This is a genomic window from Pseudanabaena sp. PCC 6802 (genome assembly GCF_000332175.1).
Taxonomy (GTDB): Bacteria; Cyanobacteriota; Cyanobacteriia; order Pseudanabaenales; family Pseudanabaenaceae; genus PCC-6802.
In genome coordinates this window covers 1,807,153-1,828,340 of sequence record NZ_KB235914.1, presented here as the reverse complement: position 1 = coordinate 1,828,340, position 21,188 = coordinate 1,807,153, and the positions used below count along the sequence as shown (strand labels likewise).

Below are 21,188 nucleotides of genomic sequence, written 5' to 3'. Positions count from 1 at the left end.
ATCCAGTATGCCCAAGCAAACCATTTTGACCGAGTCACCCGCATCAGTCGCTTGCTCGCTCTCGTCAGATTTATCACAAACTGATGCAGTAGTGAGTTCTCACTCATTTGATTCCATCTCTAGTGCTATTGAAGACATAAAAGATGGACGACCTGTAGTGGTAGTGGATGATGAAGATCGCGAGAACGAGGGTGACCTGATCTGCGCGGCTGAGTTTGCTACTCCCAGCACGATCAACTTTATGTCAGTTCACGCGCGCGGGCTGATTTGTCTGGCCATGACGGGCGATCGCCTCGATCGGCTCCAGTTACCGCTCATGGTGCAAACCAATACAGAAAGCCATCAAACTGCTTTCACTGTCAGCATTGATGCTGCTGCCCATCTGGGAGTTAGCACTGGCATCTCGGCGATGGATCGCGCTCGCACAATTCAGGTCGCGATCGACCCCAACACTCGCCCCAGCGATCTGAGAAGGCCGGGACACATCTTTCCGCTACGCGCGCAGGCAGGAGGAGTCTTAAAACGAGCCGGACATACTGAGGCAGCAGTTGACCTGGCAAAGCTAGCGGGATTGTATCCCGCTGGTGTTATTTGCGAGATCCAAAATAGAGATGGGTCGATGTCGCGCTTGCCGGAATTATTTGCCTATGCCCGAACGCACGACTTCAAAATTATCAGCATTGCAGATTTAATTCGCTATCGTTTGAGATCCGATCGCTTTGTGCGCAGAGAAGCGATCGCTAATTTACCTACCGAATTCGGGAATTTCCAAATCTATGGCTATCGCAATGACCTGGATGGCTCGGAAGCAACAGCGATCGTTAAGGGCGATCCAGCTCGTTTTTCCCTACAGCCGACGCTAGTGCGGATTCATTCCGAATGCTTTACAGGAGATGCAATTGGTTCGCTGCGCTGTGACTGTCGCCAACAATTGCATACTGCTCTCAAGGCGATCGAAGCAGAGGGACAGGGAGTTGTCGTCTACCTGCGACAGGAAGGTCGCGGGATTGGATTGGTCAACAAAATCAAAGCCTATTCGCTACAGGACAATGGTTTGGATACGGTTGCGGCGAACGAGCAACTCGGCTTCAAGGCAGATTTGCGAACCTATGGCGTGGGAGCGCAAATTCTTAAGGACTTGGGAGTGCGAGATATCCGCTTGCTGACTAACAATCCTCTCAAAGTTGTAGGTCTGAGCGGTTGGGATTTGAACATCGTCGAACGCATCCCATTGTTGGTGCGAGCGAACAACTATAGCGCCCGCTACTTGGCAACCAAGCAAGAGAAACTGGGGCACCTTCTACCATCGCTTACCTAACGCGAGTTGCCTGGCAGTTGAAACAAAGGCTACACAAACGAAGTCCGCCTGCGCAGACTGAGAATCTAACGATTACCACAAAACAGTGTAATGCTATATATGAGAAAACTATAGCTATAGTCAATAGGCTTAGGACGGGGTGCAGGGGTTTCACACGGCAGTGGCTCTAGCGGGGAACCCCCAAGACCGCCCTGCCTCCCCTGCGTGGGGGCGCAGCCCCCACAACCCCTCCTAACAGATCTGTCTATGGCTATATATGAAAAAACTATCGAGAAGCAAGTGGAAGAACTCAGTACCTCCAAGGATTATCTGGCAGTAGCAATTTCTTTAGCGCAGGAGTTTGCGACGACAGCGGTAGAGCGGGATAAAGCAGGAGGAACGCCAAAATACGAACGCGATCGCATTCGAGACAGCGGGTTGCTACACTTAATAATTCCCAAACAGTATGGAGGGATTGGGGAGTCTTGGATTCTAGCAATGAAAATTGCACGCGAATTCGCAAAGGTTGATGCTTCTATTGCTCACGTATATTCCTACCATCATTTGGGGTTAACCATACCTCATATCTTTGGTTCCCCCGCACAAAAGGAGAGATTTTATGTAGAAACTGTCAAGCGAAATTGGTTCTGGTGTAATGCCCTCAACCCGCTCGATCGCAGAACAATTCTCGTGCCTGACGGAGAGAACTTTCGCTTGCACGGCAAGAAAAGCTTTTGTTCTGGCTCTAAAGATTCGGATATGATGCCAGTTACGGCGGTCTATCCCGAGACTTCCGAATTAATCGCCCTTGCCATTCCCAGCCAGCGAGAGGGGATTACCATCCACGATGATTGGGATAATATGGGACAGCGGCAAACGGACAGCGGTAGCGTCAGCTTCGATCGCGTGCGGATTTTCCCAGAAGAGATATTTGGCGGTAGAAGTAGCGCGAACGAACCCTTCAAAACCTTTCGTGCTTGTTTGACGCAGCTAAACTTTACCAACATCTACCTTGGTATTGCCGCAGGAGCGTACGATGCGGCGAGAGAATATACGCGCGCCTTCACCAGACCCTGGCTCAACTCTGGGGTAGAAAGTGCTGCAGACGATCCCTACATCCTCCAGCATTACGGCGATATGTGGGTTGACCTGCAAGCAGCCACTTGCCTGACGGACAAAGCGGGAGAACTGCTGCAAGCTACCTGGGAATTGGGATCGTCGATGCCAGCAGAACAGAGAGGGGAATGTGCGGTGGCGATCGCCACGGCTAAAGTTGCAGCGACGAAAGTAGGCTTAGAGATTACCAGTCGCATTTTTGAAGCAATGGGAGCGAGAGCGACTGCTGGCCAGTACGGCTTCGATCGCTACTGGCGGAACCTGCGCACCTTCACGCTACACGATCCGGTGGCCTATAAGGTTCGGGCGATCGGCGATTGGGCGCTGAATGGGAAGTACCCAGATCCTAGCTTTTATTCGTAAATTCGAGGCGTTCTATGGTGGTTTTCAGATCGAACAGAGTAGGGAGGTTGGGGGCTGCGCCCCAAGAAGGGGTGAAACCCCTTCACCCCAAACATAAAACCCATTCTCAAGTGAAACCGCTATGACATTGAGATATAGCGGTTTTCAGATGAAAACAAGAAGGGGGTTTGGGGGCGTTGCCCCCAAGAAGGGGTTCCACTCTTTCACCTCGTCAATAAAACCTGTTCTCAATTGAAAAACGCTATATTGCATGAATAAAATCCACAAAATATCAAATGCAACTTCCATCCCTACAATTGCTATAGTTGGGGGCGGCTTCAGTGGAGCGATCGTGGCAGTTCACCTGCTCGAACATGCTAATTCTCCTCTCGATATCAAACTAATCGAACGCAGGAATCCGATCGGTTTGGGGGTTGCGTATAGCACTCCCTTCCCCTGTCATCTATTGAACGTTCCTGTCGGCAAAATGAGCGCTTTCCCCGATCTTCCCAACCACTTCTTATACTGGTTGCAAGAGCGATCGCCAAGGTTAGAGAATCTGGACGCAACTGCCTATGTCCCCCGCTTTCTGTTTGGAGAATACGTGCAAGCAATTCTCGCTCGAGCAGAATCCCATGCTCGCACGGATGTAACGTTACAAAGAATCGCAGATGAGGCAATCTCCATCCAGCCCCACCTGGAGGGCGCGATCGTGAAATTGCAAAGTGGAAAAACGATACGAACAGATAAAGTCATTTTGGCATTGGGCAACTTTCCCCCTAGCGATCCTGCTATATCGGATCGGTCGTTCTACAGCAGTAAACGCTATATTAGCTACGCCTGGGCTAGCGATGCGTTTGATGACATCGATCGCGACGATCCCGTACTGCTAATTGGTTCGGGACTGACTATGCTGGATTGGGCGATCGCCCTCCACGATAAAGGCCACATGGGAAAGATTTATGTTGTATCTCGGCATGGGCTGCTCCCTAATCGCCATCAAGCAACATTCCCTTACCCTCCATTTCTAGATATCGATCTAGCTGCGCTAAATACCCGGACATTATTAAAACGAGTGCGCAGGGAAGTTGAGGCGGCGGCTACACAAGGACATGACTGGCGTGCAGTAATTGATTCGTTGCGTCCAATTACCCAACAAATTTGGCAAGCTTTACCAATCGAGGAAAAGCGACGATTTCTTCGCCACGTTCGCCCTTACTGGGAGGTACATCGACATCGCATGGCTCCGGCGATCTCAGAAGCGATCGCGACAATGCGAAACCTCCATCGACTCGTTATTTGCGCGGGGTGCATTCAAGCTTTTCGAGAAGATGCCGATGGTGTAGATGTTTTGATTCGCAAGCGCAGTTATGCCGAATCAACGGTTATTCGAGTCGGTCGAGTCATCAACTGTACGGGGCCAGAATGCGACTATCGGAAGTTTCAGCATCCTTTAATTGCCGCTCTATTTAGATCGGGGTTGTCTCGCCCCGATCTTTTACACCTCGGTCTGGATGTTGCAGACAATGGTGCGATCTTAGATACTCAAGGAACCGCATCACAGGTTTTATTTACACTGGGTTCTCCGTGCAAAGGTAATCTCTGGGAAACAACAGCTGTGCCTGAAATTCGGCAGCAGGCTGCGGCGATCGCTCGGGAGTTACTCGCCCTAGTTAAAACAGGTCTATCGTAATAAGGGACTTGCATGAAAATAAGATTCCCATGATGCGTTACGGCTATTGCCTAACACATCCTACGATGGGGACATTATTTAACCGCACCTCCCTAAGTCAGCGAAATTCGGCGACGATCGCATCAAGGATGGCTTGAGCGCCTTTGCCTTTAAGCTGGTTTGCTAATTCAGTGCCGATTTCTTCGGATTGGGTAACGCTACCCTGTACCTCGCCGCGCACCAGGGTTTGACCGTCTAATGTCGCCACAATCCCTTTCAGCGTCAGGCGATCGCCTTCAATCGCAGTGTTAACGCCAATTGGCACCTGACATCCGCCCTCTAATTCTCGCAAGAAAGCGCGTTCGGCCAAACAACGCTGCGTGGTGGGATAGTGGGAAATCGGTGCAAACAATGCCAGAATTTCTGCGTCATCGGCGCGGCATTCGATCCCCAAGGCACCCTGGCCGACGGCGTGTAGGGATATATCTGGGTCGATGATCTGATGGATGCGATCGCCCATCCCCAGTCGCTGCAAACCTGCTACGGCGAGGATAATTGCATCGTATTCGCCCTCATCCAGCTTTTGCAGGCGCGTATTCAGATTGCCGCGAATATCTTTAAACGTGAGGTGGGGGTAGTGATGGCGCAACTGGGCGAGGCGGCGTAACGACGACGTGCCAACTACTGCACCCGCAGGTAGGGTTTCTAGTTTCAGATCTTGATACTTGGGATGCACGACCATAGCGTCGGCGGGATCCTCGCGTTCTGTCACTGCACCCAGCATTAAGCCTTCGGGTAAATTGGTGGGCAGATCCTTGAGACTATGTACGGCAAAGTCCACTTCATTTGCCAGCATGGCAACTTCTAGCTCTTTGGTAAATAAACCCTTGTCGCCAATTTTGGCTAGCGGCACGTCGAGGATTTTATCGCCCTGCGTGCTCATGGTTTTTACTTCAAATGTGCGATCGCTATGCGCTTTCTGCAATTCCGCTTGTACCCAATGGCTTTGAACCAGGGCGAGTTGACTTTTGCGGGAGCCGATGCGGACAGTGCGAGTAGTAAGCATATGAATAAAGCTGAAAAATTTTGATTACAAAGTTTACGAAAGTTAGAACGTCGAGGTTTTAGGAATTACGCATCGCCAGCCAAGAAATTGATTTCCTGACTCAGAGCTAAAGTCAGCTAGAGCAGACTAAAATAGACAGCTACGAATAACCTGTCTCAACAGGTTTTAGCTCTTAGCCTGCAATTTATTGCCAGGCTTTATAGAGAGTGTTTATTCAGTCTAAATCTTAAAGGGCTAGCCGATCGCATAATTGTTAAGTATTGCGACAGGCTTTGAATTAGCTTGCAGCAGTCAGCTTTTAAAAAAACTAGCAACCTATAAATTTACCAACGCAATCCTTCTAGCATCTGCGAGAAATAGAAGCGCGTACTGGTCATGGTTTCGCGCTTTACCCGAAAGCCCGCCCTTGCCATCATATCTTTAATTTCTTTTTCTGGGTGCAAATAGGCGCGGGTAGCTTTGCTCGGCCCAGGGAAAAATTCACCGATTTTTTTGAGTCCGCCATAAAAGGGCGTGTAGGGCGCAAAGCTGAGGATCAAACGCGATTTTGCTAGCGAACCAAGATGGGCAATCATTGCCTCTGCTTCTTCTAGCGGGTAATGGATCAGAACGTCCAGACAAATAACAGTGTCGTATTCGCCCGTAAGAGCGGCTAGATCGCCGACTGTAAACTTGGGGTTATCAGGATCGGTGGCAAGGCTTTTTGCTTCATTCGTCATTTTCTCGGAAATGTCGCTGGCAAACACTCTGGCACCTGCCGCCGCCAGAGGCAGGCTGAGGCTACCCACACCGCACCCCGCATCGCAAATTGTGAGGCTAGCAAGATTGCCATCATCTTTTAGCCACCCCAGTAGTTTATCTACTGTTTGTTGATGCCCAACCCTGATATCCTTTTGCACGCGATTGACTTCACCATCACCATAGATGCGCTGCCAACGGTCAAAACCAACAGAGTTAAAATAATCGCGAACAATTTGCTTATCGTTTGTGGTCATGACTTCTGCTAACGGTTAATAAAGCTAGTAATTAACTACCAGTTATTAACTTTACGTTACTTTTAGTCAATTACCCACAACCCTTGCTGTCGCCACTGCTGCTCTAGCAAAGAGTCATTCAACTGATTCTTGGAAATTAAACCTTGAAACATCAGCAACTCGCCTAATTTCTGATGTTTTCCATTCTTATTTTGCATTGCCACAGCATTTTCAAGCTGTAGTGGCGAAATCAGCCCTTTACGCACCAAAATTTCCCCCAATTTCATAACACTTCCCCTCTTTCAGTCGGTTATCAATTAGTCGGTTATCAATTAGTATCAATTAGCCAGTGGTAAATATCACCCGAGCTAGCGATCGGCTGCCATTACTGCCTATATCTTAAGATGAGATTTACCAACTAAATGTGAAGAACATTTTAAGAAATTTATACCAATTCTCCCAATTAAAACTACACATTGGCGAAAGGGGGTGTGGGACGTTCTCATAAGGGGGCGCATCCCCCTTAACCCCCATCTATAGCCACAACTTTTTTGGTATTAGATGATACTTTGGTTGCAGTTTGTGGCAGTAGTTTGCAGTTTGCTTAGCTCTAGCTAGCCTGACTACTTCTGGTAGCTTGTGTAATGGAGTGGAAATGTAAGTGACTGTGAGAATCTTGGATTATTGTATTCGGCGAATGAATGTGCATATGTTGCTCGTCATGCCTGTGATGATGCTCGTGCCACAGTCCATCCTCTAAGTCGTCCAAATTTCGTGGCTTGAAGGCTAGATATACGATCGCCAGCAACGCAAGACCTATCAGACTACTGTAGAAAAAATTCTGGTTGGGAAAATGGCTGACCATACACCCAGCCAATGGATAAGAGAATCCCCACCATAAGTGGCTCCAGGCAAAATGAGCGCCGTACACTCGCCCCTGCACTTCAACGGCAACTCGATCGGCGATCGCCGTTTGAGTTGGGACGTTCACCAACGTTTGTCCGACTCCCGCGATCGCCCACAGCAGCAATAATCCACTAAGGTTGACTAGATTGGCAGGTAACAAAGCCACCGTAATTAAAAACGCTCCAATGCTCGTCAACAAAACAGGGCTAATTTTCTGGATATTACCCAACCCAACGGATGCTACAGTTGCCCCCATGCCGAATGCCGCCATCACCCAACCATATTCAAGCTTGTCCAAACTGAGCGTACCTCGAACGTAGCCGACAGTATTAACCAGAATTTCTGCACCGGCGATCGCCGCAATCAGTTGCAGTGCCAGGGCATACCGAATTGGCGGGTCGAGAAAAAGACAACTGGTTCCGGTGCGGATGTCTTGTAATGTTCTGCTAACGGTTTGGGTTGTTTTTCGATCTCGATCTACCATTAATTCTCCAGGTAACCTGAAGATCGAGATCGAGGCAACCAAAAAGGTGATGCCATCCAAGAAAAAGATTTGTCTCGTGCCTATAAATGCCGCGATACTGCCAGCCAAACCGGGACCTAGAATGCCGAGTAGCTGGTAAGTTGCGCTGGATAGCGCGATCGCTTGCGAACGCTCCTTTTCCTTTGTCACGAGTGGAATGGTTGCTGTATAAGTCGGAGTGAAGAATGCCGAAAACACGTTCAGCGACAGCACGATCGCGTAGATTTGCCAGACTTGAGTGACGAAGGGGAGCAGACAGACGATTCCCATCCGCGCTAAATGAGTCGCAATCATCAGGCGTTTGCGATCGACTCTATCGGCGATCGCCCCCGCAATCGGAGATAACACGACAAATGCCATTACGCGCAGCGTCAGCGCCCCTGCTAAAACTGTTCCCGCTTGCTCTCCCGCTAGCTCAAACGCCAATAGAGCTAACCCAACCCAAGTCAGCGAGTCTCCTACGAGGTTAATGGTTTGAGCCAGATACAGTCGGACAAAGATCGGATTTTCCAGCCCTTGAAGCCACCGAGGACGATGTTTCATCTGTTTGCGATCGATTTTATGCGATCGATTTTAATTGAGCGATTGCACAGTGGCTAAATTATACAAGCGCAACTTGAGACCATGTCTCAAGTTCAGCCTGGGAAGAAGACTAAGTCAGCCAATCTCTAACTGAGAGCGATCGCCACACCTGAACTTCCTGTCGTCAGATTGCGCGTCTTGCCCACCAGCATCTAGCTCTTCGCAGACCAACTATTTCCCCAAATTCTTACAAGTTTTCCTTCAGCATTTTTGACAATGCTTGACAAAGGATGTCCAGACCCTGACGTTTGACAGCGGAGAGCACGATCGCATCAGGATAGTTTGCTTGCACCTTAGCTTTGAAAGCATCCAAATCTACAACGCGATCTACTTTGTTAAACACCAGTAAAGTTGGGCCTACCACAATCGGCATATCCGCCAGGATTTGCTTCACCGATCCCACTTGTGCCTCCCAAGCTGGATTGGAGGCATCGACGAGATGAATCAGAGCGTCGGCTTCCGTTACCTCTTCGAGCGTGGCGCGGAATGCGTCTACGAGCGGGGGTGGGAGTTCGTGGATAAATCCCACTGTATCGGTCAAGAGAATTGTTTCGTTATTGCCCAGATGCAGGCGGCGGGTTGTAGGGTCGAGCGTGGCAAACAGGCGATCGGCGACAAATACATCAGCTTTGGTCAGGGCATTCAGCAATGTCGATTTACCCGCATTTGTATAGCCCACGATCGCCACGTTGGGAATTTCTCGATCTATGCGTTGTTGGCGCAAGCGCGAGCGATGTGCCTGCAATTGATTTACCTGTTGTTGCAGGTGGGCGATCCGTTTTTCGATCGCACGGCGATCGGTTTCTAATTTGGTTTCCCCAGGGCCGCGCGTACCGATCCCACCACCCAGGCGCGATAGGGTTGCCCCTCTGCCTGCCAAGCGCGGTAAACGATATTCCAACTGCGCTAGCTCGACCTGGAGTTTTCCAGCGGCAGACTGGGCGCGTTGGGCAAAAATATCGAGGATGACTTCGGTGCGATCGCTGACCCGTAGGCCGATTAGTCGCTCTAAATTACGGATTTGTGCTGGGGAAAGTTCGCGGTCGAATACCACCAGATTTGCCCTCTGGTTTTGGGCGATCAGGGCGATTTCCTGGATTTTGCCTTCGCCCAGCACAGTTTGAGGATGGGGGCGATCGCGTTTTTGCGAGATGGCATCCAACACCACACCACCAGCACTTTCTACCAGTTGTCGCAGTTCCACCAACGGATCGAGATCGCCCTGCGTTCTGTCATTGGTGACTAATCCCACCAGGATCGCTCTTTCGCGATCTTCCTCAACCACCTGAGCTACAAATTCGCGGCGAAACTCATCTTCTAAACCTGCCACGAGATCGAGGAAATCTTGTTTGGCGATCGCGTCTAAGCTCTGAGGCGGTGACACTGTCCAGAATGCGGCATCGCGTTCCGCCATCGACTCCGGGAGGAGGTGCGCCAGATAGGAGCGATTGACATACCCATCTGCATTTAAGGTAAGCACCACTAAGGCATCCAAACGTTGCATTGCCATCGCGGTCAGATCGGCAGTGCTGGGGGGTTCTGGCTTGAGGCTGGTGGAAATGCAGCGCAGACCGCTCAAGCGCTCTTCACCGTAGCGGGGAAGTTCGAGCGGCGGGATTTTGGCCTGATTGGGAGTACCCAGACCGACTCGAATAATCTGCCCCCGCCGATTGACAAAGGCACAGATCGGCTGCTTAATTTCCGTACTGATAGCAGCCAGGCGTTGGGCAAATTCAGGCGTAGTAAAACTAGACAACGGCAGCCGTTGCCTGTACAAGCGTTGTAGCTGCTTGAGTTGACTGGACTTCAGACCTTGCAGGTTGCCGTAGATGGTTTCGATAAGTTACCTCGGGTTAAATATTTTGGTTGGCTCCCCCGATTTTAGCGCACGCTTCTTTGGCAAGCGATCGCCGCTGCACTTTCGGAGATGTTTGTGCGCCTGCCCTGGGCATCGAATAGGTAAGATTTAATGCACTCTTGAATTGCCAGTGGGTCGTTGGGAGTCGGCGAGCATAATTGTTGAGCGCGCTGGATGCCAAAGCGAGCGGCATTCTCGTTAAAGCATTGGGAAGTCGCTGATGTTGCACCACCCTGACAGATTTGCTGTGCCTGGGCAACGCCATATCTGGGTGCCATCTGGCTAAAACACGACGATGTAGAAGGGGTAGCACCCTGACAGATTTGCTGTGCCTGGGCAACGCCGTATCTAGGAGCCATTTCGTTAAAGCACGACGAGGTGGAAGGAGTGGCATTCTGGCAGATTTGTTGCGCCCTGGCTAAGCCATACTTGGCTACGGCTTCATTGAAGCACTGGTTAGTGAAGGAAGTTGTGGTTTGCGCTCTTACTTGCTGTGGCAGGTATAGGTACAAAGATGCGGAAGCAGCGATAAAAGTTGGTATGAGTGTGAGTGATGGAACGCGCATGGCTTTAAGTTATTGAGAATTTATTTACGGACATAACTGCCAGCGATCGAGCCAACAGCTACAAGCTGAACAGTTTTACAAGTGCTATAAATATTTTAATCATTTTAATCAAGTCAGATTTTCTAAGTTGCTAATGTATGCAGAACTTACGCACCAACAAAAAAGTCAATTTCTTGGGGGACAACATTAAGGGTAAAAATTTCTCTCGATTGGTACTAAATAACGCTAACTTTGAGAAGGCTCAAGCAGGAATCGAAGCCTCTAATGTTATATTAATATTACTTTTTACCTGTTTTTTATCTGCCCTATCAGGAAGTGTCTTTGGTATTTCTAGTACTCTCACATTAGTAACATTAGTTACAAGATGTTCTGGGTTAATAGTACCAATTACTTTCCTTGTAATGGTATGTGCAGTAACATTCAAGTTTCACATCAATATTAATCGAGCTTTAACAGCCATTGGATGCAGTACTGGGCTGATATTAGATTACATTCAGCGTCAATCATTAATAGCTTGTCCAATCGATCCAAGCTCATCCTCATGTATTGGACTTTGTAATCCTTTAGGTATTCCATATATAATTGCTTGGATAATATACCTCATAGCCAACGAGAGTTTTATTCAAAGTAAAATTCGATTAAATCCCAATTTAAACATCGTTATAGTAGGCATAATAGGTTCTTTTTTGTCTTTTTTTACTAGTGCATATATCGACTCTATTAAGAGTGGATTGATTAATTCTTTTGTTATTGCTAGTTCATTCATATCCGCTTTTAGCAGTGCCTATATTGGAGCTATTTTAGGTTTAGTTGCCATCGCATGTTCAGCAACTATATTTAATAAAAAATTTTCAATGACTGCAAGCTATTTGTTGTCATCTTTAATTTTTGCAGCTAGTGCTTTTACTCCTATATCACTAGCATTTGTTGATACTAAGGCAGTTGCAACTAATGGTTCTTTAGCATTTGGATTTGCTAAAGCAGTAATGTATATTAGCCAAAATTGCCTTCCAGGTGGTCGGACACATTTTTGCTCATATGAGGTAGTAATAGCCAGCATTTTGATTTGTATACTTCTATGCTTCTATATTTCCTGGAGAGTCTTGGTCGGCGATCCAAGATATACTCTTATTACTAATGTTGTTCTAAGGATATCTACTGTTTTTGGAACAAGTTTTAGAGGTACAGATCTTACAGGAGCAAATTTTACAGGAGCCGATCTTGCAAATACAGATTTTAGGGATGCAATTTTAACTAGAACTCGCTTTTTAGACAGTCGGAATCTGCATAAATCTCTCCTTTACGGAACTATTCTCAGTAACTCGAAAGTTCGTAACCTACTGACAAAAGGCGATTGCAGCGAGAATATGTTTGATAATCTGAATCTTAGAGGTGCTAACCTTGAAGGATTCGATCTTAAAGGAGTTAGCATATTTCGTTCTGTTCTTAGTGAAGCTACCTTTAAACATGTCAATCTTAGTGGTGCGAATTTAGCAGAAGCACAAGCACTTAGTACTAATTTTGAAGGTGCTAATTTAACAGGAGCTTGTATCGCTAATTGGAATATTGATAATAATACAAATCTTGAAGAAGTTGTTTGTGAATATATATATTTAAAATATGATTACAACTCTGGTACTTACTACGAACGTCGTCCTAGTAGTAGCAATTTCTTACCTGGAGAATTTGGTAAGTTAGTTCAAAAACCATTAGAAACTTTTGACCTTGTTTTTGAGAATATTATTAAATGGAATGCTTTTGAATACTCATTTAATAATATACAAGTCAAGAATGAAGGAGTCAGACTAGCCATCCAGAGTATTGAAAATAAAGGAGACGGAGTTGTTGTAATTAGGGTTAGCGTTCCTCCAGAAGCAGATACAATAAAAATTCACAGCGACTTCATGCGTTGTTACAAATCATTTGAGGCTATGAATCACATGACAGGACAACAAAATCGAATCATCAATACAGGCGGTGGCAATTACATTGAATCTAACACTGGAACCTATGTTCAAGGTGATTTTATTAGTATGAGTCAGAATTTGACTCAAGCGGCGGCTCAAATTCAGGATTTACTTAACCAGTTGCACAATAGCGGTGTTCCAATTGATGTTGCTTCAACTCAGATTGCTCAAGACTTAGCACTGCAAGTTGAGAGTAATCCCTCTATCCGTGATAAGTTGCTCAAGTGGGGTCAGTCTCTAGGAGATGCAGCAATAAGCGCAACAATAAGCGATGTTGTAAAAGGGGTTGTCAAACTTGCTATTCGCTCCGCTGGTCTCCCGCTCCCATAAAGCTCTTGCACAGGGCGGTCGGTACACGCTCATGCTGAGTTATGCACTTGCCGCCTGTGAAGCTCTATCTGTTAGACCACTAGATTTTAAGCAAGTTATATATACCAAGTTTATACAATGTCTGCCAAAGATGCCTTTCATCAAGTAGTTAAAGTTGCATTACAAAATGAAGGCTGGAACATCACGGCCGATCCCCTCGAAATTCGTTGGGGAGCAGTGGAAATGTATATCGATCTAGGTGCTGAAAAGGTAATTGGAGCAGAGCGCAACGGTGAGAAAATCGCTGTTGAGGTGAAAAGCTTTTTAGGACAGTCGGCAATTTATGAATTTCATTTAGCTTTGGGACAGTTCATCAATTATCGAGCAGTATTGCAACAGCAAGAAGCAGAGCGCACCTTATATTTAGCAGTACCATTGGATACTTACGATACTTTCTTTAAGCTGCCTTTTACTCAAGAGATCGTACAACAGAATCAAATGAAGTTGTTAGTGTATGACATCAATCGGGAGGTCATTGTGAAATGGAAAAGTTAGAGAAATATGCAAAAATCATTCAAATGCTTTTAAGTCAGTACTGTCAACTGAGGTCATCGGATTCAGAGGTTGAGACTGAAACGATCGCTGATGTCAAACATCATCACTATCAGTTAGTTCAGGTGGGATGGCAAAACGATCGCCGAGTCTATGGTTGTATTCTTCATCTCGATATTAAGGATGGCAAAATATGGCTGCAGCACAATGGAACAGAACGGCAAGTTGCTGACGATCTAGTGGCATTGGGAGTGGCTAAGCAAGACATTGTGTTAGGATTTCAGTCTCCCTCAAAACGCAAGTTTACCGAGTTTGCAGTTGGTTAATTATGGAGCGAAAAACATATGCGCCTGGTTCATCTTGCCGATCTGCATTTGGGATATCGTGCTTACAGCCGCATGACCAGTCAGGGCGTGAATCGGCGGGAAGCCGATGTCTTTAATGCGTTTCGAGAAGCATTGGAACGCACTGTATCCCTGCAACCAGATATCGTATTGATTGCTGGCGATGTTTTCCACGTCCCCCGTCCTGGCAATTTAGCCGTAGTGCAAACGCAGAGAGAATTAGTCAAATTCCGTCAAAAGTGCGATGCTAAGATTGTCGTAATTGCTGGTAATCACGAATCAGTTAAATCCTCCGACAACCGCTGCATTTTGGAATTACTCAGTCTGATCCCCGATGTTAGCGTAGTCACGCAAAAGCCAGAAGCAATAGCCACTGACGATCGCCATGCCAAGATATTTTGCCTGCCCCATAGCGCCTTAGAGCAATTTGACCCAGTGCAAATTCGTCCCGATCCAGATTTCACCTATAACCTGCTGATGCTGCACGGCACGGTGGACAGCGATCGCATTAATGACTACGGCGGCTACGATATCCCCGCAGATTTGATGGAGATGCCCTGGGATTACGTTGCCTGCGGACATTACCATAGCTTTACTCATCTCGGACGTAATGCCTACTATGCGGGCGCGATCGAGCGTACCAGCAACGACATTTGGAAAGAGGCAAACGAGTCGAAGGGATTTGTAGAATTCAACTTAGAAACTCACGCAGCCAATTTCCACGCCCTCACTACGCCTCGCCCGACCATCGATCTACCAGCAATCGACGCACACGGGAAAGAAGCGGAAGAGATCGATCGATTGATTAGCGATCGCGCCCAACAAGTAGACATCACGGATAAAATCGTACGACAACGACTAATTAATCTACCAAAGTCGATCCAGCGACAATTGGACTATCAAACGATTCGTGCTTTGCAAACCAGAGCGACCCATTATCTATTCGAGGCGCGATCGCCAGAAGCGAATACGAGAGAAAGCGATGGCAATGAGACAGAAAAGCGACAAGGCAGTCTATTGGAGCAGGCGAGAGAATTTTTACAACAGCAGGAATTACCGGCGGGTGTAGATCGCGATCGCTTTGTGGCGACGGGGTTATCTTATCTTGCCGCCGATGAAATCTAGGCGATGCAAGTAGCTAATCCCGTACTATAATTGTCAAATTCCGCATCATTGCCCATGCTGGCTCGAATGTAGATCTAGGTAGAATCCTTTCTCCTTGAAGTGGATCGCACACCCTTATCCAATCTTCATCTATTGAAATTACTACCATTGCGTGAGCATCATTAACCCCATCAATTGGTAACAAATTAACAAACACAATTGGGTAAAACCCCGCCTTTATCTCCTCCGTCAATTCCATAATTCCTAATGTATATTTATTGGAATTGATAAATCCCATCAACCTCAATACATCTACTGCTTTCAATGCCTCCGTTCCTAAAATAGTGCAATCGCAACGTTCTCGCAATTCCATCTCACTCAAAACGCAACCCCTTGCGGCTAAAACCATTCGCAAACAAGCTGGAACACAGGAGTATGGCTTTTCTTGTCTATAGAAAGGCAGCTTCGATGGCATCCTGATTTGCTTTATATAGGTCTATCCCTTTTTGTTTAATTAGCTCTAAGGGTGTATGACTTAGTATTGCAGCCATTTCTGCATCTACCTGCACTTCGCCTACTTCCCCTACAGAGCCAATTCGAGGATATGTCAAAATAACTGGAACTCGCCAGCGATCGTCTGCCCACTTTGCTATATTCGCTGTAAAACAATCTGGTAGACAGTTACTCAAAAAATCATTGACTACAGCTTGAGCCTCAAGGGCAGTCACTCTATGCTCGATTTCAGGAGTTAGTGGATTCATTATCTATACTTAATCTCTCTACCTCGCACCCATATTTTAACAAACTCGCATCTTGTGCCTAAGTAAAAGTTATTGAAATAAAACACTATGGCTGTTGCCAAAGCATACTTTTTCCGCAAGGATTTAAAAGGATTACCAAGATATGTTAAGTAGCTAATGTTTGCGATCGCTGAACCTATCCCTCTCTGGCTCCAGATTACTGCTGTGGGCCTATGGCTGGGGTTTGTATTTTTGACTTCTACGATTATGCGCCGTCTCGGGCACGAACCCGAGCTAGTCCGCAAGGTCGTACATATTGGGACTGGCAACGTTCTATTTTTGGCCTGGGGGTTGAATATTCCTTTGTGGCTATGCTTTGGGGCTTCGGTTACTTTTACGGCGATCGCTTTACTATCTTACTTTTTACCTGTTTTACCCATGCTGGACGATGTGGGACGTAAGACGCACGGGGTTTTTTACTACGCTGTCAGTATCACCTGTCTGGTCACCTGGTTCTGGAGTATAGGTCTGCCGCAGTACGCTGTGGTTGGCATTATTGTGATGGCATGGGGGGATGGTTTGGCTGCACTCGTAGGGCAAAGATGGGGGCAACACGCCTATCACTTTATGGGCAATAAACGAACGCTGGAAGGCTCGCTAGCAATGCTAGTCACGAGTTACGCTGCCACCTGCTTAATTCTGGGCATAGCTCAGGGTATAAATCTAGAAACCTTTCTGATTCCTTTGCCAGTTGCTGCTGTGGCTGCGGTTTTGGAATCTGTTTCCCCTGGCGGCACTGATAACCTCACCGTACCTTTAACTAGCGCATCGCTATGTTACGGTCTGAGTCTAATTGGTTAATTTATAGCTATAGCCAATAGGCTTAGGACGGGGTACCCCGTCCTAACAGATCTGTCTACGGCTATAGCTACCAAAAAACCGCCAAAATCATCACTAATGGCTAATTCCAACGGGTGATGTAAAAATTATTAACACGCCTTAATCTTTAAGTTTAGATAACTTAACAAACAGTCTCGGGTTTGTCTAAGCTCCATCTATCAACTCAAGCAATTGTAAGGTAAGGAATCATCATGACCGTTCTGGATAGGTATTTCGAGTTATCAGATCGTGCTAGTTTTGATGAGGCCGCATTTAAAGAATTAGTCAATCTATTTGCCGAGCAAGCTGAAGTTCAGCCTGCCGGAGGTTCTAAAGTTAGTGGCAGAGAAGCGATCGAGCAGCTCTACAAATTGTTTTTCCAGATGTATGGCAAAATCCAGCACGTCTGGTCAACCCAAAAGACGGAAAATGGCTTAGAAGCTACCTGGGCGATCGCAGGTCTTCACAAAGATGGCAATGTATTTGCAGTTCAGGGCATACATTTGGCACAGCTAGATACTGAAGGCAAAATTCGCGCCCTCGAAGTTCGCCTTGCTACTAGTAATTAATTTCCGAGCGTCCTAATCAAAAGCTAGTAACCCTTGAGCTTGTAATCAATACAATTAATTGCCTCTTCGCTAAGAGCAGTGGAGGGGCGAATCGTGCATTTCAGGCGATAGTCACCTGAAAAGAACTGACAATTAGGGCAAGGAATTTGATGCAGTCGTTTGACCTGAGCGGCACCTCTAGTAAGTGTTGAAAACAAGCTCCAAACCAGCAAAAACGTAAATAGCCAGGCAAAACCCGCGCAGATTGGCACTAGCAGAGGCTGTATGAAATGTATGACTGGATATAGTAGTTGCAACATACTGGCTTAACATCTGTTTGGCTTAAGCCAAGTTTAAACTAAACTCCATAGATTGCATCGCATTCGGATTGAGAGCCACAATCGAGTCAACTGACGCGAATACTTTACTTTATTATGCCGCCGGGGAAATTAAGAGGATGTGCCCTGAATAGGCTGAGAACACATCCTTGTTAATTGAATAATTAGTTCTTTATCCCTGATGCAAAACCTGAATGGCAGCTTTAGTGCCAGCGCCTGGGATCGAAGCTTCATAACCCAACATTTGCACGGTTGCTTCTAGAGCGGCGATCGCGCTGAGGATATCGCGATCGTTGACAAAGCCGAGATGCCCAATGCGAAAAGCTTTACCGGAGAGATGATCCTGTCCGCCTGCCATCACGATGTCAAAGTGCTTTTTAATCGTAGCGCGAATTTTTTCCGCATCCAGTCCTTCGGGTGGTATTACGGCGGTAATCGAGGCACTGGCAGCGGCATCATCTGCAAATAGCGTCAGTCCCATTGCTTTAACTGCGGCGCGGGTGGCGTTGCGATGGCGCAGATGGCGAGCAAAGATATTTTCCAACCCTTCTGTTTGCATCATGCGCAGGGTTACTTGCAAAGCCATCACCATATTGACTGAGGTGGTAAATGGGGTGGAGTTTTTGGCAGCATCTTTGCGGGCTTTGCCTAAATCCAGGTAGTAGCGAGGCAGATTCGCGGTTTTGTATGCTTCCCATGCCTTTGGCCCCACGGCAACAAAACCCAAACCAGGCGGGATCATGTAACCCTTTTGCGAACCGGATGCGACAACATCCAGACCCCATGCATCGATCGGCACGTTCATCGCCCCCAGACTGGTCACGGCATCCACGATAATCAATGCTTGTCCGTGGGCTTTGACATGACGGTTAATCGTTTCTAGATCGTTGGCTACACCCGTAGAGGTTTCGCTGTGGGTAATAATTACAGCCTTGATCTCTTTATTTGTATCCGCTTCTAGCTTAGCTCTGAACGCTTCGGGATCTAATGGCTTACCCCATTCCGCTTTAATCCTTTCGGCATTAATGCCATAGGCATCGCAGACATCGCCCCAGCGCTCGCCAAACTTACCATTATCTCCAACTAAAACGCGATCGCCTTTGCTCAGAAAATTAATGATGCCCGCTTCCATTGCCCCCGTTCCGCTGGATGTGAGAATCAGCACGTCATTCTGGGTTTGGTGCAGCCATTTCAATTTCTCGGTTACATCTGCCATGACCTTACTAAAGTCACCGCTGCGGTGGCCGATTGGTGCTTTTGCCAGAGCCAACAATGCCTGTTCGGGCACTGGTGTCGGGCCTGGGATCATGAGCATTAATTTATCTTCCATAATCGCCGAATGTTTACTTGCTTAATTTTGTGTCTCTGCATTTTAACCTATAGTTTTTGATCCCCAGCCTAGACCTGACTTGAGGTTGCTCAAGCCCACAAAATTTGTCTCCGCTCAAAAGCGATCGCTAGTCATGCTCAAAACAACCGTAGATTAAGGCTGACGTGTTGGTTGAGGTTATCTCCTCACAATCGCATTCAAACTAGTAGAACTCGCTAAGCCCTTAAAGCATATTCCTCTTGACAACTCTAATTTATATGTATATACATGTTATATGAGAGATCGTTTGCTCAAAGCTAAACTTGCCAAGGTAGGCGAGGTGCCTGCAACATGTATGGGTATGCACGTTCGTCGTGCTTCGCGCATTATGACGCAGGTGTATGATTCGGCATTGCGCCCAGTGGGACTGGTGCTAAACCAATTTACGCTGCTGGTAGCGATTCACCTGGCTGAGTTCACGCCAATTACTCGTCTGGCTCAAGAGTTATTTACCGATCAAACCACCTTAACCCGAAATCTCAAGTTATTAGAGAAAAGAGGATTAGTAGCGATCGCACCTGGTGAAGATCGGCGAGTTAAATTAGTATCCCTGACGGCTGAGGGGCAAGCTATTCTGGCTCAAGCGCTCCCACTGTGGGAGCAGGCTCAAGCTGAAGTGATGCAGCACTTTGGACAACAGAAGTGGCAAGCCCTGCTATCTCTATTGTCTGATGTAACAACTGTGAACTAGGTAAAAAATTTCCCCAAAATATGTATATACATATAACCATCGGTTCTGGAGGTTTGAATGGCTAAATTCGATCGTCATCCCACAGTAAAATGGTGGCGCGAGCAGTCAATAAATGACCGTTCGACAAGTCCAGCCGTGCTAAATTCAGACTCGTTGAGAGCGCTGTGCTTGGAGGCTGGTGCTGATGATGTGGGATTTGTGGAAATTCACCGATCTGCGATCGCAGATCAACGTGCAGACATCCTGGCTGCCTTTCCACCGACCAAAACCCTGATTAGCTTTGTCTGTCGCATGAATCGGGAAAATATTCGCACTCCAGTTCGGTCTGCAACAAATGTTGAATTTCACGCCAACTACGATCGCGCCAATGAGGTGGCGCTAAGTATTGCCAAAACATTGGAACAGGTCGGAGTAAGGGCAATGGTGCCTGGAGCTAGTTTCCCAATGGAGATGGATCGATTCCCTGGGAAAGTGTGGGTGGTTTCCCATAAGCCAGTTGCGGTTGCCGCAGGCTTGGGATATATGGGAATTCATCGACTGGTCATCCATCCCAAATTTGGCAATTTCATCTCCCTGGGAACGATTTTAATAGATGCAGAAGTGACGGAATATACTCATCCCATCGACTACAATCCCTGCCTGGAGTGCAAGTTATGCGTAGCAGCTTGTCCGGTAGGTGCGATTGGTGCAGATGGGCATTTTAGTTTCTCAGCATGTTACACCCATAATTACCGCGAGTTTATGAGCGGGTTTACCGATTGGGCAGAGACGATCGCTGAAAGTAAGAGCGCCCGCGATTATCGTCAAAAAGTGAGCGATTCTGAATCAGCTTCTCTGTGGCAGAGTTTGTCTTTCAAAGCGAACTATAAAGCCGCCTATTGCATGGCTGTCTGTCCTGCTGGAGAAGATGTAATTGGGGCGTTCTTGAGCGATCGCAAGGCATTTATTCAAGATGTAGTCAAGCCATTACAGGATAAACCCGAAACTATCTATGCGATTCCGGGATCGGACGCGGAAACCTACGTGGCGCGGCGTTTCCCCCATAAAACAGTTAAACGAGTCAGCAGCGGCATTCGCCCCCAGTCGATTCAAGGTTTTCTGTTTGGATTGCCATTGCTATTTCAACGCGAGCGATCGGAGGGATTGAATGCCATTTACCACTTCACATTCACTGGTTCTGAGTTCTATCGTGCAACGGTGAAAATTCAAAATAAAACGGTACGAGTTCAGGAAGGTCATGTAGGGAACGCCAATCTTTCTGTTACGGCGGATAGCAGAAACTGGTTGGGCTTTCTTGCTAAGGAGCAGAATCTAATTTGGGCGTTACTAAGGGGTAAAATTCGCTTCAGCGGCTCTCCTAAGCTACTTCAAGCGTTTGGCAAGTGTTTTCCTGCCTAATGAAGTCTGTTTATGCCCTCTGTTGTCAAGAAGCTTGGCAGCGATCG

The 21,188-nt window shown here is 47.2% G+C and carries 20 protein-coding genes and 1 pseudogene; 11 read left to right on the top strand and 10 right to left on the bottom strand.

Annotation, left to right across the window (positions count from 1 at the left end):
• Positions 1-7: 7 nt before the first annotated feature.
• The 3 genes and pseudogenes from ribBA to PSE6802_RS28930 all read left to right on the top strand — a co-directional run.
• Positions 8-1,300: pseudogene (gene ribBA, locus PSE6802_RS28935) on the top strand (bifunctional 3,4-dihydroxy-2-butanone-4-phosphate synthase/GTP cyclohydrolase II); the annotation flags it as partial.
• 264 nt (positions 1,301-1,564) lie between these two features.
• A complete protein-coding gene (locus tag PSE6802_RS0113535; RefSeq protein ID WP_019500597.1) occupies positions 1,565-2,776 on the top strand; it encodes an acyl-CoA dehydrogenase family protein in 1,212 nt (403 codons plus the stop codon).
• Positions 2,777-3,026: 250 nt separating this feature from the next.
• Complete coding sequence (locus PSE6802_RS28930) at positions 3,027-4,448, top strand: FAD/NAD(P)-binding protein (protein WP_019500596.1); 1,422 nt, start codon at positions 3,027-3,029, stop codon at positions 4,446-4,448.
• Between the two features lie 97 nt (positions 4,449-4,545).
• On the opposite strand, the gene hemC is transcribed toward PSE6802_RS28930, so the two are convergent.
• The 6 genes from hemC to PSE6802_RS0113500 form a co-directional block, all read right to left on the bottom strand.
• Complete coding sequence (gene hemC, locus PSE6802_RS0113525; RefSeq protein WP_019500595.1) at positions 4,546-5,493, bottom strand: hydroxymethylbilane synthase; 948 nt, start codon at positions 5,491-5,493, stop codon at positions 4,546-4,548.
• Between the two features lie 323 nt (positions 5,494-5,816).
• A complete protein-coding gene (bchM, locus tag PSE6802_RS0113520; RefSeq protein ID WP_019500594.1) occupies positions 5,817-6,488 on the bottom strand; it encodes a magnesium protoporphyrin IX methyltransferase in 672 nt (223 codons plus the stop codon).
• Between the two features lie 62 nt (positions 6,489-6,550).
• Complete coding sequence (locus tag PSE6802_RS0113515) at positions 6,551-6,754, bottom strand: hypothetical protein (protein WP_019500593.1); 204 nt, start codon at positions 6,752-6,754, stop codon at positions 6,551-6,553.
• Between the two features lie 323 nt (positions 6,755-7,077).
• Positions 7,078-8,439 (bottom strand): MFS transporter, encoded by a 1,362-nt coding sequence (locus PSE6802_RS0113510; RefSeq protein ID WP_019500592.1) that lies wholly within the window; start codon positions 8,437-8,439, stop codon positions 7,078-7,080.
• Between the two features lie 226 nt (positions 8,440-8,665).
• A complete protein-coding gene (gene hflX / locus PSE6802_RS0113505; protein ID WP_026103293.1) occupies positions 8,666-10,318 on the bottom strand; it encodes a GTPase HflX in 1,653 nt (550 codons plus the stop codon).
• Positions 10,319-10,359: 41 nt separating this feature from the next.
• Entirely contained in the window at positions 10,360-10,902 is a 543-nt protein-coding gene (locus PSE6802_RS0113500; RefSeq protein ID WP_019500590.1) for a hypothetical protein, read from the bottom strand.
• A 137-nt stretch (positions 10,903-11,039) separates the two neighbouring features.
• Here PSE6802_RS0113500 and PSE6802_RS31095 point away from each other — a divergent pair, with 137 nt between their 5' ends.
• The 4 genes from PSE6802_RS31095 (at position 11,040) to PSE6802_RS0113480 (ending at position 15,199) form a co-directional block, all read left to right on the top strand.
• Positions 11,040-13,199, top strand: a complete 2,160-nt coding sequence (locus tag PSE6802_RS31095; protein WP_019500589.1) for a pentapeptide repeat-containing protein — start codon at positions 11,040-11,042, stop codon at positions 13,197-13,199.
• Positions 13,200-13,316: 117 nt separating this feature from the next.
• Complete coding sequence (locus PSE6802_RS0113490) at positions 13,317-13,733, top strand: XisH family protein (RefSeq protein ID WP_019500588.1); 417 nt, start codon at positions 13,317-13,319, stop codon at positions 13,731-13,733.
• Entirely contained in the window at positions 13,721-14,056 is a 336-nt protein-coding gene (locus PSE6802_RS0113485) for a XisI protein (RefSeq protein WP_019500587.1), read from the top strand. Before PSE6802_RS0113490 ends, PSE6802_RS0113485 begins: the two co-directional genes overlap by 13 nt.
• Positions 14,057-14,074: 18 nt before the next feature.
• Entirely contained in the window at positions 14,075-15,199 is a 1,125-nt protein-coding gene (locus tag PSE6802_RS0113480) for a metallophosphoesterase family protein (RefSeq protein WP_019500586.1), read from the top strand.
• A 13-nt stretch (positions 15,200-15,212) separates the two neighbouring features.
• Here the strand turns inward: PSE6802_RS0113480 and PSE6802_RS0113475 are convergent, their stop codons facing one another.
• Positions 15,213-15,587 carry a cysteine peptidase family C39 domain-containing protein gene (locus PSE6802_RS0113475; protein WP_019500585.1) on the bottom strand — a complete coding sequence of 125 codons (375 nt, stop codon included), beginning with the start codon at positions 15,585-15,587 and terminating at the stop codon, positions 15,213-15,215.
• A 40-nt stretch (positions 15,588-15,627) separates the two neighbouring features.
• The gene (locus PSE6802_RS0113470) at positions 15,628-15,939 is read right to left on the bottom strand and encodes a hypothetical protein (protein ID WP_019500584.1); all 312 of its coding nucleotides are present in this window, start codon (positions 15,937-15,939) and stop codon (positions 15,628-15,630) included.
• Positions 15,940-16,095: 156 nt separating this feature from the next.
• Between PSE6802_RS0113470 and PSE6802_RS0113465 the strand changes: the two genes are divergently transcribed.
• Together PSE6802_RS0113465 and PSE6802_RS0113460 are read left to right on the top strand one after the other, a co-directional pair.
• Complete coding sequence (locus tag PSE6802_RS0113465) at positions 16,096-16,779, top strand: diacylglycerol/polyprenol kinase family protein (RefSeq protein ID WP_019500583.1); 684 nt, start codon at positions 16,096-16,098, stop codon at positions 16,777-16,779.
• Positions 16,780-17,009: 230 nt separating this feature from the next.
• On the top strand, positions 17,010-17,366 hold the full coding sequence (locus PSE6802_RS0113460; protein WP_019500582.1) for a nuclear transport factor 2 family protein: 357 nt from the start codon (positions 17,010-17,012) through the stop codon (positions 17,364-17,366).
• 23 nt (positions 17,367-17,389) lie between these two features.
• On the opposite strand, the gene PSE6802_RS0113455 is transcribed toward PSE6802_RS0113460, so the two are convergent.
• Both PSE6802_RS0113455 and PSE6802_RS0113450 read right to left on the bottom strand, forming a co-directional pair.
• Positions 17,390-17,665: a hypothetical protein gene (locus PSE6802_RS0113455; protein ID WP_019500581.1), complete on the bottom strand. Its 276-nt coding sequence runs from the start codon at positions 17,663-17,665 to the stop codon at positions 17,390-17,392.
• 190 nt (positions 17,666-17,855) lie between these two features.
• Positions 17,856-19,013 (bottom strand): pyridoxal-phosphate-dependent aminotransferase family protein, encoded by a 1,158-nt coding sequence (locus PSE6802_RS0113450; RefSeq protein ID WP_019500580.1) that lies wholly within the window; start codon positions 19,011-19,013, stop codon positions 17,856-17,858.
• Between the two features lie 274 nt (positions 19,014-19,287).
• On the opposite strand from PSE6802_RS0113450, the gene PSE6802_RS0113445 reads away from it, so the two are divergent.
• Positions 19,288-19,743, top strand: a complete 456-nt coding sequence (locus PSE6802_RS0113445) for a MarR family winged helix-turn-helix transcriptional regulator (RefSeq protein WP_019500579.1) — start codon at positions 19,288-19,290, stop codon at positions 19,741-19,743.
• 57 nt (positions 19,744-19,800) lie between these two features.
• A complete protein-coding gene (locus PSE6802_RS0113440; protein WP_019500578.1) occupies positions 19,801-21,141 on the top strand; it encodes an SCP2 sterol-binding domain-containing protein in 1,341 nt (446 codons plus the stop codon).
• Positions 21,142-21,188: the final 47 nt, after the last annotated feature.

Excerpts from the sequence above, each read along its gene's own strand:
- PSE6802_RS0113465 (WP_019500583.1), top strand. The coding sequence starts at position 16,096 with ATGTTTGCGATCGCTGAACCTATCCCTCTCTGGCTCCAGATTACTGCT.
- PSE6802_RS0113460 (WP_019500582.1), top strand. The coding sequence starts at position 17,010 with ATGACCGTTCTGGATAGGTATTTCGAGTTATCAGATCGTGCTAGTTTT.
- PSE6802_RS0113490 (WP_019500588.1), top strand. The coding sequence starts at position 13,317 with ATGTCTGCCAAAGATGCCTTTCATCAAGTAGTTAAAGTTGCATTACAA.
- PSE6802_RS0113450 (WP_019500580.1), bottom strand. The coding sequence starts at position 19,013 with ATGGAAGATAAATTAATGCTCATGATCCCAGGCCCGACACCAGTGCCC.
- PSE6802_RS0113470 (WP_019500584.1), bottom strand. The coding sequence starts at position 15,939 with ATGAATCCACTAACTCCTGAAATCGAGCATAGAGTGACTGCCCTTGAG.
- PSE6802_RS0113500 (WP_019500590.1), bottom strand. The coding sequence starts at position 10,902 with ATGCGCGTTCCATCACTCACACTCATACCAACTTTTATCGCTGCTTCC.
- PSE6802_RS31095 (WP_019500589.1), top strand. The coding sequence starts at position 11,040 with ATGCAGAACTTACGCACCAACAAAAAAGTCAATTTCTTGGGGGACAAC.
- PSE6802_RS0113455 (WP_019500581.1), bottom strand. The coding sequence starts at position 17,665 with ATGTTGCAACTACTATATCCAGTCATACATTTCATACAGCCTCTGCTA.
- bchM (WP_019500594.1), bottom strand. The coding sequence starts at position 6,488 with ATGACCACAAACGATAAGCAAATTGTTCGCGATTATTTTAACTCTGTT.
- PSE6802_RS0113440 (WP_019500578.1), top strand. The coding sequence starts at position 19,801 with ATGGCTAAATTCGATCGTCATCCCACAGTAAAATGGTGGCGCGAGCAG.
- PSE6802_RS0113480 (WP_019500586.1), top strand. The coding sequence starts at position 14,075 with ATGCGCCTGGTTCATCTTGCCGATCTGCATTTGGGATATCGTGCTTAC.
- PSE6802_RS28930 (WP_019500596.1), top strand. The coding sequence starts at position 3,027 with ATGAATAAAATCCACAAAATATCAAATGCAACTTCCATCCCTACAATT.
- hemC (WP_019500595.1), bottom strand. The coding sequence starts at position 5,493 with ATGCTTACTACTCGCACTGTCCGCATCGGCTCCCGCAAAAGTCAACTC.
- PSE6802_RS0113510 (WP_019500592.1), bottom strand. The coding sequence starts at position 8,439 with ATGAAACATCGTCCTCGGTGGCTTCAAGGGCTGGAAAATCCGATCTTT.
- PSE6802_RS0113445 (WP_019500579.1), top strand. The coding sequence starts at position 19,288 with ATGAGAGATCGTTTGCTCAAAGCTAAACTTGCCAAGGTAGGCGAGGTG.
- PSE6802_RS0113535 (WP_019500597.1), top strand. The coding sequence starts at position 1,565 with ATGGCTATATATGAAAAAACTATCGAGAAGCAAGTGGAAGAACTCAGT.
- PSE6802_RS0113485 (WP_019500587.1), top strand. The coding sequence starts at position 13,721 with ATGGAAAAGTTAGAGAAATATGCAAAAATCATTCAAATGCTTTTAAGT.
- PSE6802_RS0113475 (WP_019500585.1), bottom strand. The coding sequence starts at position 15,587 with ATGGTTTTAGCCGCAAGGGGTTGCGTTTTGAGTGAGATGGAATTGCGA.
- PSE6802_RS0113515 (WP_019500593.1), bottom strand. The coding sequence starts at position 6,754 with ATGAAATTGGGGGAAATTTTGGTGCGTAAAGGGCTGATTTCGCCACTA.